This window comes from Flavobacterium limnophilum (assembly GCF_027111315.2).
GTDB lineage: Bacteria > Bacteroidota > Bacteroidia > Flavobacteriales > Flavobacteriaceae > Flavobacterium > Flavobacterium limnophilum.
Genome location: NZ_CP114289.2, coordinates 443130 through 457505 on the forward strand (window position 1 = coordinate 443130; position 14376 = coordinate 457505).

Annotated in this window: 14 protein-coding genes; 1 reads left to right on the forward strand and 13 read right to left on the reverse strand. The window is 36.1% G+C overall.

Translation table 11 applies throughout. The features are described from left to right. Nucleotides 1–27: 27 nt before the first annotated feature. The 4 genes from OZP13_RS01910 to OZP13_RS01925 all read right to left on the reverse strand — a co-directional run bounded on the left by OZP13_RS01910 (nt 28) and on the right by OZP13_RS01925 (nt 5315). Nucleotides 28–483 (reverse strand): Fur family transcriptional regulator, encoded by a 456-nt coding sequence (locus tag OZP13_RS01910; protein WP_281298449.1) that lies wholly within the window; start codon nt 481–483, stop codon nt 28–30. 88 nt (nt 484–571) lie between these two features. After that, nucleotides 572–2791, reverse strand: a complete 2220-nt coding sequence (locus OZP13_RS01915) for a RelA/SpoT family protein (RefSeq protein WP_281298450.1) — start codon at nt 2789–2791, stop codon at nt 572–574. An 89-nt stretch (nt 2792–2880) separates the two neighbouring features. Then, nucleotides 2881–4434: a serine hydrolase gene (locus OZP13_RS01920; protein WP_281298451.1), complete on the reverse strand. Its 1554-nt coding sequence runs from the start codon at nt 4432–4434 to the stop codon at nt 2881–2883. Nucleotides 4435–4529: 95 nt separating this feature from the next. Next, nucleotides 4530–5315, reverse strand: coding sequence for a TrmH family RNA methyltransferase (locus OZP13_RS01925; protein WP_281298452.1), 786 nt, complete (start codon nt 5313–5315; stop codon nt 4530–4532). A 131-nt stretch (nt 5316–5446) separates the two neighbouring features. Here OZP13_RS01925 and OZP13_RS01930 point away from each other — a divergent pair, with 131 nt between their 5' ends. Then, a complete protein-coding gene (locus OZP13_RS01930; protein WP_269242031.1) occupies nt 5447–6055 on the forward strand; it encodes a trimeric intracellular cation channel family protein in 609 nt (202 codons plus the stop codon). Between the two features lie 96 nt (nt 6056–6151). Here OZP13_RS01930 and OZP13_RS01935 read toward each other — a convergent pair whose 3' ends face one another. The 9 genes from OZP13_RS01935 to OZP13_RS01975 all read right to left on the reverse strand — a co-directional run bounded on the left by OZP13_RS01935 (nt 6152) and on the right by OZP13_RS01975 (nt 14368). Continuing rightward, entirely contained in the window at nt 6152–7483 is a 1332-nt protein-coding gene (locus OZP13_RS01935) for a DUF58 domain-containing protein (RefSeq protein ID WP_269242032.1), read from the reverse strand. A 106-nt stretch (nt 7484–7589) separates the two neighbouring features. Then, nucleotides 7590–8204 (reverse strand): Abi family protein, encoded by a 615-nt coding sequence (locus tag OZP13_RS01940; protein ID WP_269242033.1) that lies wholly within the window; start codon nt 8202–8204, stop codon nt 7590–7592. A 161-nt stretch (nt 8205–8365) separates the two neighbouring features. Beyond that, the gene (locus tag OZP13_RS01945) at nt 8366–8494 is read right to left on the reverse strand and encodes a hypothetical protein (RefSeq protein WP_269242034.1); all 129 of its coding nucleotides are present in this window, start codon (nt 8492–8494) and stop codon (nt 8366–8368) included. A gap of 94 nt (nt 8495–8588) precedes the next feature. Beyond that, the gene (locus OZP13_RS01950; RefSeq protein ID WP_281298453.1) at nt 8589–9290 is read right to left on the reverse strand and encodes an SIMPL domain-containing protein; all 702 of its coding nucleotides are present in this window, start codon (nt 9288–9290) and stop codon (nt 8589–8591) included. 74 nt (nt 9291–9364) lie between these two features. Next, the gene (locus OZP13_RS01955; protein ID WP_281298454.1) at nt 9365–10372 is read right to left on the reverse strand and encodes an AAA family ATPase; all 1008 of its coding nucleotides are present in this window, start codon (nt 10370–10372) and stop codon (nt 9365–9367) included. Between the two features lie 128 nt (nt 10373–10500). After that, the gene (locus OZP13_RS01960) at nt 10501–11700 is read right to left on the reverse strand and encodes a DUF4350 family protein (protein WP_281298455.1); all 1200 of its coding nucleotides are present in this window, start codon (nt 11698–11700) and stop codon (nt 10501–10503) included. Beyond that, nucleotides 11693–12454 carry a DUF4129 domain-containing protein gene (locus OZP13_RS01965; RefSeq protein WP_281298456.1) on the reverse strand — a complete coding sequence of 254 codons (762 nt, stop codon included), beginning with the start codon at nt 12452–12454 and terminating at the stop codon, nt 11693–11695. The genes OZP13_RS01960 and OZP13_RS01965 overlap by 8 nt, the downstream gene beginning before the upstream one ends. Next, the gene (locus OZP13_RS01970) at nt 12447–13403 is read right to left on the reverse strand and encodes a hypothetical protein (RefSeq protein WP_281298457.1); all 957 of its coding nucleotides are present in this window, start codon (nt 13401–13403) and stop codon (nt 12447–12449) included. The genes OZP13_RS01965 and OZP13_RS01970 overlap by 8 nt, the downstream gene beginning before the upstream one ends. Continuing rightward, the gene (locus tag OZP13_RS01975) at nt 13403–14368 is read right to left on the reverse strand and encodes a stage II sporulation protein M (protein ID WP_281298458.1); all 966 of its coding nucleotides are present in this window, start codon (nt 14366–14368) and stop codon (nt 13403–13405) included. The genes OZP13_RS01970 and OZP13_RS01975 overlap by 1 nt, the downstream gene beginning before the upstream one ends. Nucleotides 14369–14376 lie beyond the last annotated feature (8 nt).

A 14376-nucleotide genomic window follows, 5' to 3' on the forward strand; every position in this document is an offset into this window, starting at 1 on the left:
ATTTGTTGTTTGTAGTTAATTTGCGTGTTATTTTTTTCTTTTTGTTCCGTATAAGTATAAGGAGTGATGCGTGATATCGATATCAAATATTTCCTCCATTGTTTGTTTGATTGTTTGTATTCTGGGATCGCAAAATTCGATTACCTCGCCGGTATCGGTCATTATGATGTGATCGTGTTGTTTGTCGAAATATGATTTTTCGTAATGCGCCTGATTTTGTCCAAATTGGTGTTTTCGAACCAAACCGGATTCCAAAAGAAGTTCAATTGTGTTGTACAGCGTAGCTCTACTCACACGATAATTTTTGTTTTTCATTTTGATATACAGGTTTTCTATATCAAAATGCTCTTCGCTGTCATAAATTTCTTGAAGTATAGCGTAGCGTTCAGGCGTTTTGCGGTGTCCGTGAGATTCAAGATAGAGTGTAAAAACATTTTTTACAATTTCTTGATTGTTACTATTATTGGATGAAATTTGTGTCATATCCTGCAAAGATAAATTTTATTTTTTAGTTTGAAAGTTTAAAAGTTTAGAAACTAAATCTTAAACCAAACAGTTTCAATTTTTTTTGTTAGTTTTTATACTCTCGGGTTACTTTTTCGATGCCGTCAATTTTCTTGATGTTGTCCATTAATCGTTTCAAGATGGTGTTGTTTTGCACGATTACGGCTATTTGTCCGTTGAATATTCCGGCATCTCCACTCAGGGATATGCTTTGAATGTTTACGTTCATGTTATCCGAAATTACCTTGGTCAATTTGTTGGTAAGCCCCATGGTGTCCATTCCCGTAATATGTAAAATTGCCTTAAATTCTTGTTGCGATGAGTCGATCCATTTGGCCATAATAATTCTATAGGCATAATTGGATTGCAGGCTTATGGCATTCGGACAGTCTTTTTTGTGCACTTTTATTCCTTCGTTTATGGTGATGAAGCCAAAAACTTCGTCACCGGGAATGGGGTTGCAACAGCTGGATAATTTATAATCCAATTTGTCTTGGTCAGCACCAAAAACCAGCATGTCGTAATTATTGTTCAGTACTTGTTTGTGAATGTCTTCATTGGCCGTACTTGCGGAACGCTTGATTTTGCTTTTGAAAAAATTGATGAAGGTGTTGCTTTTTTGGGCAGCATAATCTTTTAATTGTTGGTTTTCGATAGCGCCAATTCCAACACGGTAAAATAAATCCAGACTCGTTTTTAGTTTGAAAAAATTGACTAATTCGTTGACAACGGATTCGCTAAGAGTAATTTTTAAGTGTTTTAATTTTCGAGTAAGTATTTCTTTTCCTTCTTCGGCAATTTTTTTGGTGTTTTCGTTTAGAACATTTTTTATTTTATTTTTTGCTCTTGAAGTCGTCACATAATCCAGCCAGTTGATGGTTGGTTTTTGGTATTGCGAGGTAATTATTTCAATCTGGTCGCCACTTTTTAATTCGTGATTCAGGGGAACTAATTTCCCGTTGACACGAGTTCCTCTAGTACGAATACCAACTTCGGAATGGATACTGAAGGCAAAATCAAGTGAAGTGGCTCCTTTGGGCAACGATTTTATTTCTCCTTTTGGCGTGAACACGAAGATTTCCTTGGAATATAAATTCATTTTGAAGTCTTCCACAAAATCCACTGCGTTCATTTCAGGATTTTCTAAAGCTTCTTTGAGTAAATTTAGCCAGGCATCCAATCCGCTGTCTTCCGATCCTCCTTGTTTGTATTTGTAATGCGCTGCATATCCTTTTTCGGCAATTTCATCCATGCGTTCGCTTCGAACCTGTACTTCGACCCAACGACCTTTTGGTCCCATAACCGTGATGTGCAAGGCTTCGTAACCCGTAGTTTTTGGCGATGAAATCCAGTCGCGTAAACGGCTCGGACTTGGACGGTAATGGTCTGTCACGATGGAATATATTTTCCATGCCAAGAATTTTTCCTCGTGAGGACTTGATTTGTAAACAATTCGCAAAGCAAATTTATCGTAAACTTCATCGAAACCCACGCCTTGAGCTTTCATTTTTCTATAAATGGAATAAATGGATTTTGGTCTTCCTTTTATGATATAATCCATTTTTTCGTCGTCCAATGCTTTTTTTAGAACATCAGAAATGTCTTTTATGTAGGCATCTTGCTCTTCTTTGGTTTCTTTTAACTTGCTTACAATGTCATTGTAAATTTCGGGTTCCGTATATTTTAACCCCAAATCTTCCAGTTTGTTTTTTATTTTATATAGGCCCAAACGATGTGCCAATGGTGCATAAATGTATAAAGTTTCGGAGGCAATTTTGACCTGTTTAAAATCTTCCATTGTGTCCAAAGTTTGCATATTATGCAATCTATCGGCAATTTTTATCAGAATTACTCGCACATCATCGTGAAGTGTCAACAGCATTTTTCGAAAATTCTCGGCTTGCATGGAAACGTTCATTTCCTTTTGCACTTTCGAAATCTTGGTCAATCCTTCCACCAGTTGAGCCACTTTTGGATTGAACATTTTTTCGATATCCTCTATGGTTATTGGTGTGTCTTCGACCACGTCATGCAGCAAGGCTGCTGCAATGGCGGTAGCACCCAAACCTATTTCCGAAGCCACAATTTTGGCCACGGCAATGGGATGGAAAAAGTAGGCTTCACCTGATTTTCTTCTTTGGTCTTTGTGGGCGTCCATAGCGACGTCAAAAGCCTTTCGAATCAGTTTCTTGTCTTCGGGACTCAACGTTTGATAACTGATGCGAAGTAACTCTTTGTATTCCTGGAGGATTGCCTTGTTTTCTTTTTCGAAATCTATTTCTAACATATAATAAGGGTGTTCAATTTTTAAATTTAGGCATTAGGAATGAGAAAAACAAATGCTTAATTTGAATTGTAATTATTTGAAAAGGGTTGTTACTGAACTCTAATTAGATCTAAATCCTGAAAATCATAACTAAAGTCTGTTAAATCGGATATGGGTTTCATTTTAATTTGAATTGATTTTCCAGTTTCATCCATTTCAAATAATAAAAAAGCATCCGCATTGAAACTTCGATTATTCCATTTTACGGTAAATGTATTGTCTTTGTAAAAGAAAACTTCACCAACAAGTTTTGGCGATCGAATGGATTTAAATAACAATTTTCCTTTTTTTTCAAAAAGTTCAATTTTTCCAAACCAATTGTCAACATACAAACCTGTATATTTTTTATAATCGATTTTTAGCTTTTCTTTTTGATTTTTGGCAATGGTAGCCCAAACTTCATTGGTGGTTTTATCGGCTTCGGCGATGTTGTCTTTTTCTCTTTTGCTGTAGATTTCTACATAATTGGTGTACGGAATATCAAGATAACTGTCTTTGATGGTATTGGTAATAGCGGTAAATGCTGCTCCTGATTGTTGATTGGTCAACACCACAATTCCCAAATTCAATTCTGGAAACAAGGTGGTTTGAGTCACAATTCCTTCCAATCCACCAGTGTGGGTCACTTGTTTGTAGCCTTTGACATCACTCAAAAACCAACCGAGTCCGTAGCCGCTAAAGTGCGTGTTATAAGGAGGTTTTGTGTTGGCGGGAATGATGGTTTGAAGACTCCACATTTCGTTTTGTTCCTTTTTAGAAAACAATTGGAGTTGGTTTTCGGAACCATATTTTCCGTTTTGCAATTGCACAATCATCCATTTGCCCAGATCATTTACATTCGAATAAATTCCGGCTGCAGCATCGAAAGTCTGATTTTTATAGCGCGAAATTATTTTGAGTTTTCCATCGGTAGGAACGTGTGGAGCAATAACATTTGAAGTGTCTTTCAATCGTACAAAAGAAGCAGCACTATGATTCATTTCCAAAGGTTTCATAATGCGTTCTTCAATAAAATCGCACCACGATTTTCCACTCACTTTCGCAATAACTTCGCCCGCCACGATGTACAATAAATTGTCGTAATCGTATTTGGTTCTAAAAGCCGAAACAGGTTTCAAGTACTGTAAATTATGAATAATATCCGTCGTTTTAAAGTCGCTTCCGTCAGGCCAAATCATCAAATCGCCTGCGCCAAGCCCCAATCCACTGCGATGTGTCACTAAATCCCGAATAGTAAATTCGTTGGTTACATAGTCGTTATACATTTTGAAATCGGGAAGATATTGGGTCACTTTATCGTCCCATTTTATTTTTTTTTCATCGACCAACATGGCCAAAGCAGCAGTCGTAAAAGCTTTGCTGTTCGAAGCAATTCCAAACAAGGTGTTGGCATCGACTTTCTCTTTGGTAAGCATCGATTTTATTCCATAACCTTTGGCAAGAACCACTTTTCCGTCTTTGACAATCGCAACGGCGATTCCGGGAACATTGAAGCTTTTTAATGTGTTTTCGACCAATTCGTCAACTTGTTTTTCGCTTATTTGTGCAAATGAGTTACAAGCAATAAACAATAACAATAAGGCAATTAATTTTTTCGTATTCATTTTTTAATTCTAAGTTTCTATAATCTGTCGTCTTCCATCTGTGATCCTGAGCGTAGTTTAAGGACTTCTTCCAACTCCCATCTTCCAACTCCCAACTAAAACCCTCTCTGTCTTTTGGCTTCGAAAATCAAAATGGCTGCGGCAACCGAAACGTTCATGCTGTCGATTTCGCCCTGCATCGGGATGATGATGTTTTGTGTGGCGGCATCTCGCCATTCTTGGGTCAGTCCTGTGGCTTCGGTTCCAACAACCAAAGCGGTCGGATTGGTGTAATCTTGGGTGTGATAGGAAGTTGAATTTTGCAAAGTCGCACAATAAATATGGATGTTTTGTTCTTTCAAGAAGGCAATAATTTCGGTTGTTGTTCCTGTTGCAATTTGGTTGGTAAACAAACAACCCACGCTGGAGCGAACAATATTCGGATTGTACAAATCACTTTTGGGATTGGCAATAATCACGGCATCGAGATTGGCTGCATCGGCAGTTCGCAATAAAGCACCAATATTTCCTGGTTTTTCAGGAGCTTCGGCAACGAGAATCAAAGGATTTTCAGATAATTTCAAATCCGATAACTGCAGGGATTTGGTTTTGGCTACAGCCAAAATGCCTTCGGTAGTATCTCTGTAAGCCAGTTTTTGATAGACTTCTTTCGAAATTTCGATCAATTCGGCAGTTCTCGAAAGTTGGTGTGCTTCTTTTTCCGAGATGATTTCGGGCAAAAACAAAATCGTTTCCATTTCGTAACCGCCTTTTAGGGCAATTTCGATTTCTCTTTTGCCTTCAATCAAAAAAGTGCCGGATTGTTTTCTTGCTTTTGCTTTTTCCTGTAAAAGCACCAAGGATTTGATGAACGGATTTTGAACCGAAGCGATTTGTTTCAATGTATAAAAGATAAGTGTTTTGAATTTGCTAAAATACTAAGATTTTTTTAAAAAGGAATTATAGAGATTGACTAAAAGAAATAGAATGATTTGGTTTATTTTTGCAAAAAAATAAATAAATCTCTGTTTTGATGTTCAAATTTTTAGAAATAATAGGTGTTGTTGCTTTTGCTATGTCGGGTTCCTTGACTGGAATGCATAAAAAATTGGATCTTTTTGGCGTTTTCGTCATTGCACTTGCCACCTCTTTTGGTGGCGGAACTTTGCGTGATGTATTGATGGGTGAAAAGGTTTTCTGGCTCAAAACTGAAAATTTGATCTATATTTATGTTGCCGTTTTGGGTTATCTATTGGCTATTTTTTTTCATAAAAAATTGGAATATTTTCGTATTTCGCTATTTTTATTTGATACAATAGGATTGGGTTTATATACCTTGGTTGGACTTGAAAAAGGTTTGGTTTTTGGATTAAATCCTGTTATATGTGTTGCATTGGGCACAATTACTGCCTGTTTTGGAGGGGTGACTCGGGATATTTTATGTGCCGAGGTGCCAAATTTATTTAAGCAGGAAATCTATGCGACCATTTGTGTGGCTGGAGGAATTGTGTTTTTTGGATTGAAAAAAATAAATATGGATAACGATATGGTGTATTTGACAACTTCGCTTTTTATTATTTCCGTCCGATTATTGGCTGTTAAATACAAATGGCAAATCAAGGCACTAAAAATCGATGAATAATGGGTTAGTATCTGTTTGCATAAATTTCAAATAGGCGCAATCAAAAATCTAAACTCTGCAACCTGAATTCTGCGATCTAAATTCTGCAATCTAAAATTAAAGAATCCCTCTCGCCTTGATTTCCAAATATTTATTGATGGTGTCCAAAGTCAGGTTTTCGGGTTGGGTGAGTACCGAATAAATCCCGTATTTTTTGAGTTCGTTGACGATTAATCGTTTTTCGAAAGAAAATTTCTCGGCGATTACTTTGTCGTAAACTTCTTGAATGTTTTCGGCTTTTTTGTTGATGAGTTCATTCAGTTCGGTGTTCTGGAAGAAAACCACAACCAACAAATGGTTTTTGGCAATCCCTTTTAAATAGGGAAGTTGGCGATGCAAACCGTCCATAGTTTCGAAATTAGTGTACAAAACAATCAAACTTCTTTGATTGATGTTTTTCTTGATGTCGGTGTACAAACGGCTGAAATCACTTTCGAAAAAATCGGTTTTGATGTTGTACAAGGTTTCCAGAATTTTGTGCATTTGTGAAGCTCGTCTTTCGGCAAAAACCCGGTTTTCCACTTTTTTGGAAAAGGTCAACATTCCCGCCTTGTCCTGTTTTTTCAAGATGACATTCGATAAAACCAGCGTGGCATTGATGGCATAATCCAGCAAACTCAGTCCGTTGAAAGGCATTTTCATCACGCGGCCTTTATCGATAATCATATAAACCGATTGCGATTTTTCGTCCTGAAATTGGTTGACCATTAAGGCATTTTTCTTGGCAGTAGCTTTCCAATTTAAGGTTCTAATGTCGTCGCCTTGATTGTATTCCTTGATTTGTTCAAACTCCATAGTGTGACCAATTCTTCGGATTTTCTTGATACCATATTGAAACAAATTGTTGGAAAAAGCCATCAAACTGTATTTTCGTAACTGAATGTAGGATGGATAAGTCGGCACCATTCTTTGATTGTCGAATTGGAATCGTCTCGAAATTAAAAATAGGGGCGAAGAAACATAAACGTTCAAATTTCCAAAATAATATTCGCCACGCTCGGTGGGACGCAAATAATATTGGATTTCTTTTTCCGAAGAGGCTTTTATTTTTTGTTTGATATTAAAATTACGAACCTGAAACTGAAACGGAATTTCGTCAATTATTTTCACCGAAATCGGAAACGTATAATAGTTTTTAATGCCAACTCTTATTTCGTTTTCATCGCCATTAGATAATTTTTCGGGCATCATTCTAGTTCCTTCGATGCCGTTTTTGGTGAAAAACAAAATCAGGACATCCAGAACCAAAAAAGTCAAAAGTACCAACAAAACATACCAAGTGGCGTTATACAAAGCGGGAAATATGAAGGATAAAACAAACAATCCCACCACGCCCAAAAGCGCATAGAAAAAGAAATTGTTGATGTATAAACTTTTTAGTAGTTTCATAAATAGAGAACTTTTTTTAGTAAATATTGTTGAGGATAATCATAATGCGTCAATTTGATTACAGATTGTCTCTACGTGGTCAAGACCATAAAGTAGTGCAGATTCATTAATATTCATCCATTGGAATAATTGTTTGATTATAGCATAATGTTCTCTTGCATAAATTGTGTCTTTTACGGGCTGACCAGCAATAAAGCATATAGGGTTCGTGATGGGCAATTCGGTTTCTTATGTCGTTGATTCTGGACAATTGATTGAATATATGAACATTATTGTATTGGGTTAGTGGAGTACTGGTTGGTTTCAAAGGAAATATTTTTAATAAAGTTTTTCCTGTGGCGGTATATTGATTTTGTGCAAACATAAATCTCCAAAATCCAAAGCCAAGTTCAGCAACCAGCTTACTGTGAGTGTAGTTGTGATTTAATTTGTAGATAGCATCATTTATATTTATACAAGTAAATTTGCATTTGATGTTATCAAAACAACCGCCTTGAGCTGCTCCATTTTGAAGCCAATCATTTCCTGTTTTTGCGATGTTGTGCTTGTTTATAGCATTTCGCAAACAAATTTCAAAACAGCAAATTACGGTAAAAAGTTCTTGGGATAACCTTAAATTCAAGCGATATAAAGTCATTGCTTTTTTTGTTGAAGCAGTTGCAGTGGTGTAGCGACTCATTCTCGCAACAGACATTATTTCTTCGAATTCTGAATATCTCATAATTTCGTTTGTTTTTTGATTTATTTGCTTATCTTTGCTGAATCTTATTCCCGATGTTTGTCCCTGAAGCAATTCAAACCGTCGGGTTTCGTTTTTTTATAAACTTTCCATTTCTACTTTTATTTAGAGAAAAGCTTATTTTTTTCTTGACATAATTTACTTTACCAAAGTTTATATTTTAAACCCACCTCAGAATCCTCAACGCTTCCCAATAAAACAAACAATCCCACCACGCCCAAAAGCGCATAGAAAAAGAAATTGTTGATGTATAAACTTTTTAGTAGTTTCATAATTTTAGTGTCTGGAAACTTGATAATTAAGGTTTTTAAATCTTTGTCAAAGTTCAAAACTTTGACAAAGATGTCGTGTAACCAGTTGTGTATTTTATTCAAGTAAATATTTTACACTTACTTGAACTTCAAATTTCACTTTTTGAAATTCAGTGTAAATTGGGTCTGTTGCTCTACTGCCATAAATACTAGACATTCCTCTTATTGTTATTCCTGGAGCTTTACCTTGCAAAGAATTAGAAATAGTATTTAAATCAGAAATATATATAGCTTTTCCAACTTTTTGAGATAATGGATGGGCCAATTTTTCGGCCGTTTGCTTTGTTTTTCTTACCGCTATTGATTTTAATGCTAAAATTAATTCTTCTTCTTTTGAATATTCAGTTCTTTCTATGTTTACATTTGAAATTCCAATACTTTCTAGTTCAGCCAATACTTTTCCTGCTGTCACTGCATCTCTGACCAGTAATGAGTACATTTTTGACTTAATAATATTTTGTCCTTTCAAAAAATAGTTTTTAAAATTGCTTGAAAAATCAAGCAAGGATAAATCTTTTTCAGTATTTATGTTTAGGCTTTTAAGAGTAGCTTCAATCATTTTTTCTTGGTCTTCTACTGATTTTTTATTCTTGCTGTCAGCTTCGTTCAGATTTATCGATATAAAAATTTTATCTGGTATTACCAATGTATCTGCATTAGCAACTGTCTCAATAAATGGTTGGTCAATATAATTCTTTTGGGCAAATGTTGTAGTTTGAGTGACCAAAATGATAAGTAATAGAAGGATTTTTTTCATAGCTGGAGTTGTTAGCTTGTTAATACGCAAAATATTTATTAAACTTTATAATTATTAAATTAAGAAACTAGTAATCACCTCGGAATCTCCACACTTTCCAAAATCTGCTTGATTATTTCGATACTTGTAATTCCTTCCATTTCGCGTTCTGGCGTTACGATGACACGGTGTTGCAACACAGGAATAGCAGCTTCCTTGATGTCTTCTGGAGTCACGAAATCACGTCCGCGAATGGCAGCAAAACCTTTGGCGGCATTCAAAATCGCTATTGAAGCACGAGGCGAAGCACCGAGATACAAAAAGGCATTTTCACGGGTGTTAATCACGATTTTGGCAATGTATTCCAGCAGGTTTTGTTCGACGATAATTTGTTTGACCAGAGCTTGATAGTATTTGATTTCTTCCGAAGAAAGCAAGGTTTTGATGTTGTCGAGTTTTCCTTGGTTTTGGAGTAAATGTTCTCTTTGGATAATCAGGATTTCCTCGTCCATTTTTGGATAATCGATAGAAATTTTGAACAGAAAACGGTCTAATTGCGCTTCCGGCAAACGATAGGTTCCTTCTTGTTCGATTGGGTTTTGTGTTGCAATGACCAAAAATGGCGTGTCCAAAACGTATGTTGTACCATCGATGGTGATTTGGCGTTCTTCCATTACTTCAAAAAGTGCGGCTTGTGTTTTTGCCGGCGCTCGATTGATTTCGTCAATCAAAATCAAGTTGGAAAAAATAGGGCCTTTTTTGAATTCAAATTCTGATTTTTTCAAGTCGAAAACCGAGGTTCCCAAAATGTCCGAAGGCATCAAATCGGGCGTAAATTGGATTCGGCTGAAGCCAATGTTCAAGGTTTTGGACAACAATTTAGCAGTAATCGTTTTGGCTACACCGGGAACACCTTCGAGCAAAACGTGACCGTTAGACAAAATAGCGACCAGCAATTGATCGATCATTTTACTTTGTCCCACGATAACGGTTCCGAGTTCCTGTTTGATGGTGTTGATGCTTTCCAAAAGCGGTTCCAAGTTAATTCGAGATTGAAAATTTACGTTTTCGGTAGGATTTTCAGAGTTGGTTATTTCTTCCATATATTTTTGTTTTTTTAGCCACGAATTACACGAATTGTTTGTCGTTTTAAATTACACAAATTCCTATTTAGGTGGAAATAAAATTTGTGTAAATTCGTGTAATTCGTGGCTGAATTTTTATTTTTTAATTAGTTCATTATTTTTTCTATCGCATTATTAATTTGCAGCAAATCATCTTCGATGCTTATGTAATTATTTTTTCGATAGGCTTTTATCAAAGACACCACATTTTGAATGTCTTCTGATTTTTTTCCTGATTTATGATGCAATTTTTTGATAAAATCATCGTCTAATTTATGCGTGTCAATCAAATATTCGTTGCGAATTTTTTCGAGAAAATAAATAATTTTTTTGTCGATAATGTTGTTGTGGTCGCCTTCCTGATAATACAAATTCCCGATGGTTTTCGTGAAATCGACCGTGGTGTTGGCTAATGGTTTGATGATGGGAACGACTCTTTGTTTTCGTTTGGCATTGAAAAAGATGAAAACAAGCATTCCCATCAAGAAAATATACCAAGCCCATTTGAGCGCCGGTTGACTCAAAATATAACGCATTGGCGAATCTGAAATCACTTCTCCAGTTTGATCTTTGGTGCACCAAAACACTTTTCCTTCAGGGATGTAAGACAAGACTTTTTCGGCATATTCGTGATGATTTCCTTTCAATAAATGAAAATTGGTAAACGCCACGGGTTGGGTGTGCAAATAAAATACACCACTTTTGTAGTTGACTTTTATGAAATTCACTCTGGTGCTGTCGCCATTTTGATAGCCCAAAACAGTTGTGTTCAGGGTGTCAATTTTAGAAAAATAATTGTTGTTGACGCCTTCGGTGATTTTGTATTTTTGATTTCCGAGTTTTTTGTTGGCGACCCAATTGTAGATGCTGTCCGAGTATTTGTATTCGCTGTCCATTTTCAGGTTCAAACTGTCCAATAAGGCATTCGGAATCATTTCGGAACTGATAAAAGCATTGTTTCCGTGATTGACAAAGGAGCAAATTTCGGTAATCGATGCTGCGTCTAAATTCGAAATTTTGGAAATGCTTAGAAAAGTTCCCTTTATTCGGTAATCGTTTACGAGCGTGTCATAGTCAAATTTACTGTCGAAATATTCATAAGGAGTCGTGTTGAATTTCCTGATTTTTTGACCTTTCAAAAGTGACTCAATTTCCTGGTCGAAAACATACATTCCGTAAGGAATTTTGTCTTTGAGGGAAAAGGTTGGTGTCCAATCAATGGGTTTCGGGCGATTGCTGTCGATTACAACAATAGCCGCAATGAGCAACACCAAAAGAGCGATGTAGATTTTCAGCGTTTTATCCATTGTTGATTTTTTTTATTGATTTTTCGAAAGCGTTTTTGGCTTTTGTAAAAGTGGCTTCGTCCAATTCGAATTCTCCATACCAAATATTATTGTATAAATACGATAAATACGCAAAATCCTCTTTTTGGGCTTCGTCTTTTATTTCATATAGATAATCGGAGTTGGTTTTTTCGACATCCCATTCGATGAGTTGTTTTTCGGACATTTTTTTGAGCAACCAAAGGTAATAATAGCGAATAGTCAATCGATTTTCGCCCGATTCTAGGCTTTTTTGAATGAGTTTTTCGAAATCTACCAAATGAAGGTTTTTCTCGATTTCGTCATAATTGATGATTTTTCTATCGGAATTTTTGCCAAAAATCCATTGTCCCTCCTTGTTCATTATGGCTTTTACGATCATGTAAATTACGGCGACAACAATAAGAATTGCGATGGTTCGGAGTAAAATATTCACAAAATTTGCAGCTGATTTGCTATCCGTAAAGCTGAATATATTCTTGAAGAAGTTGGCCAGCCATTCTTTGAACCGATCCCAGGCATTTTTCTCGGGCGTTTTAAATTCGTAGATAAATTCCTTGTCGGTGTACTTGGTTTTGAAATTTTTGGCAAACGGTTTTAGTGCGACAAAAGCCGAATCGACAACGATATCTTTTTCTGTAAAAACGATTTTTTCTTTTTTAGCTACAGCCAACGAGTCTTTGGCTCCAACATTGGAACAAAAGAAAAACAGTATTATAATGAGGATTTTATTCAAGGTCAGTGCCAATTAAATCGATTTGACTTTTGGTGGAATTGTTTTCTTTTTCTTCCTGCAAACCATAATAAATAAGTCCTTGATTGACGAGAATAAAATTATTGAAAATGTAACTCAACAAGACCGAGAACACCATTATCACGGCAAATAGAATTCCCATTGTCGAAAAAGTGTCGGTTCGTGAAGTTTGAGATTGTATGTCTTGAGTGGAAACAAACATCCAAATTATGCTGATTACATAAGGAATCATCGTGATAAATCCTTGTATGATTTGGACCAACATCATCATTAGAAATGTGGTCCCCACGATAGTCCAAAATTGTTGCTTGACTAAGCCAAATCCATTGGATAAAGCCGTAAAATAACCAACATCTTTCAGAATATATTCATAGTAAGACAACGTAATCCAAGATATGAAAGCCGAGCCCACAATGATGATCAGCGGAATCCCGATGAGTATCAAACAGAGGAAAACAAGCACGCCAAAAACGATGAAGGCCAGAGGCATTATAATGAATATACTTCCCAACAAGAACATAATCATTTTTCCAATATTTGCTTTCAAACCGCCCATAATTTCTTGGATTGCAAAAGCATTGCCGTTTGTTTTTTCTACAAGTCCCAAATAAATCACCGGATAACTGATATTGAGCATCGACAAAACGACAATTAGTAGAAAAGTGATGATGAAACCTCCTGCAATGAGAGCCATATTATTGTTGAAATAGGCCATCAGGTAGTTTGGATTATTCTTCATATTGGTTATTCCGGAGAAAAGCACTTCCATATAAACTTTGGAAATAAAATAAATCAAAACAACCAATACCATCAAGAAAATACCGTTGATGACAAAATAATTTTTGAAATAATGCTTTCCAAAAGTTTTAAAAAAAGCAATGGTATCGGAGAAATTGGCGCTTAAATCACGCTTTTTGTAGAGTTCGAACATTAGATAGATGGTATTTTTTTGTGAACAATAAAAGGATAAATCAGGTAATAAAAAGAGATAATTGCCAAGGTGAACAAAATGATAAAACTGCTCAACCAGTTGGGCATATCAATGGAATAGCGGGTGATGAAACCTTCCAGAAAGCCCGCTGCAATGGTAAAAGGTACGGTACTCAAAAATATTTTGAAACTGTTTTTGAAGCCAATTTTAAAAGAATTCATTCTCGAATAGGTTTTGGGGAATAGGATGGAAGCACCTAGAATGTAACCGGCGGCAGTTTCGATCACGATGCCGAAAATTTCCATCGAACCATGTATCCAAATGCCGCGAACACTTTTCCAGAAAACGCCTTGTTGCAAGAAAAAATATTGGAAAGAACCCAGCATAATGGCGTTTTGAAGGGAAATATAAAAAGTGCCAATACCACCAAAAATCCCAAAAAGGTAACAGGTCATTCCCACCTTCAAATTATTGAAAGTGATGCCAATAAAACTGCCCCAATTGCTTCCCGATTTATAAATGGCCACCGGATTCCCAGCCTTGATGTTTTCCAAGGTTTCGTTGACATAGCCGTCGCCCAGGATTAATCGAACAAAATCGGCATCGTATCGGGCAGAAATAACTCCGAGGAAAACTGTAGCAAAGAAAAGCACGAAAGCATAAACCAAATACCTGCGATAGTCGTAAACGATTAGCGGAACTTCGGTTTTGAAGAAATAAGCCAATCGATTGCTTTCCGTTCGTTTGGTCTTGTAAATTTTCTGGTAAATCTGTGAGGCTAAATAGTTTAGATAAACAACGGTTTTGCTTTTGGGATAATAGCTTTGAGCGTAAGACAAATCATTCATTAATTGAATGTATAAATTTGCCATTTCATCAGGATTTTTTTTAGCTTTACCAAAAATAGCTTGCTCAAACTCAAGCCATTTTTCTTTATTGATTTTTATAAACGCAATTTCTCTCATCGAGTGCT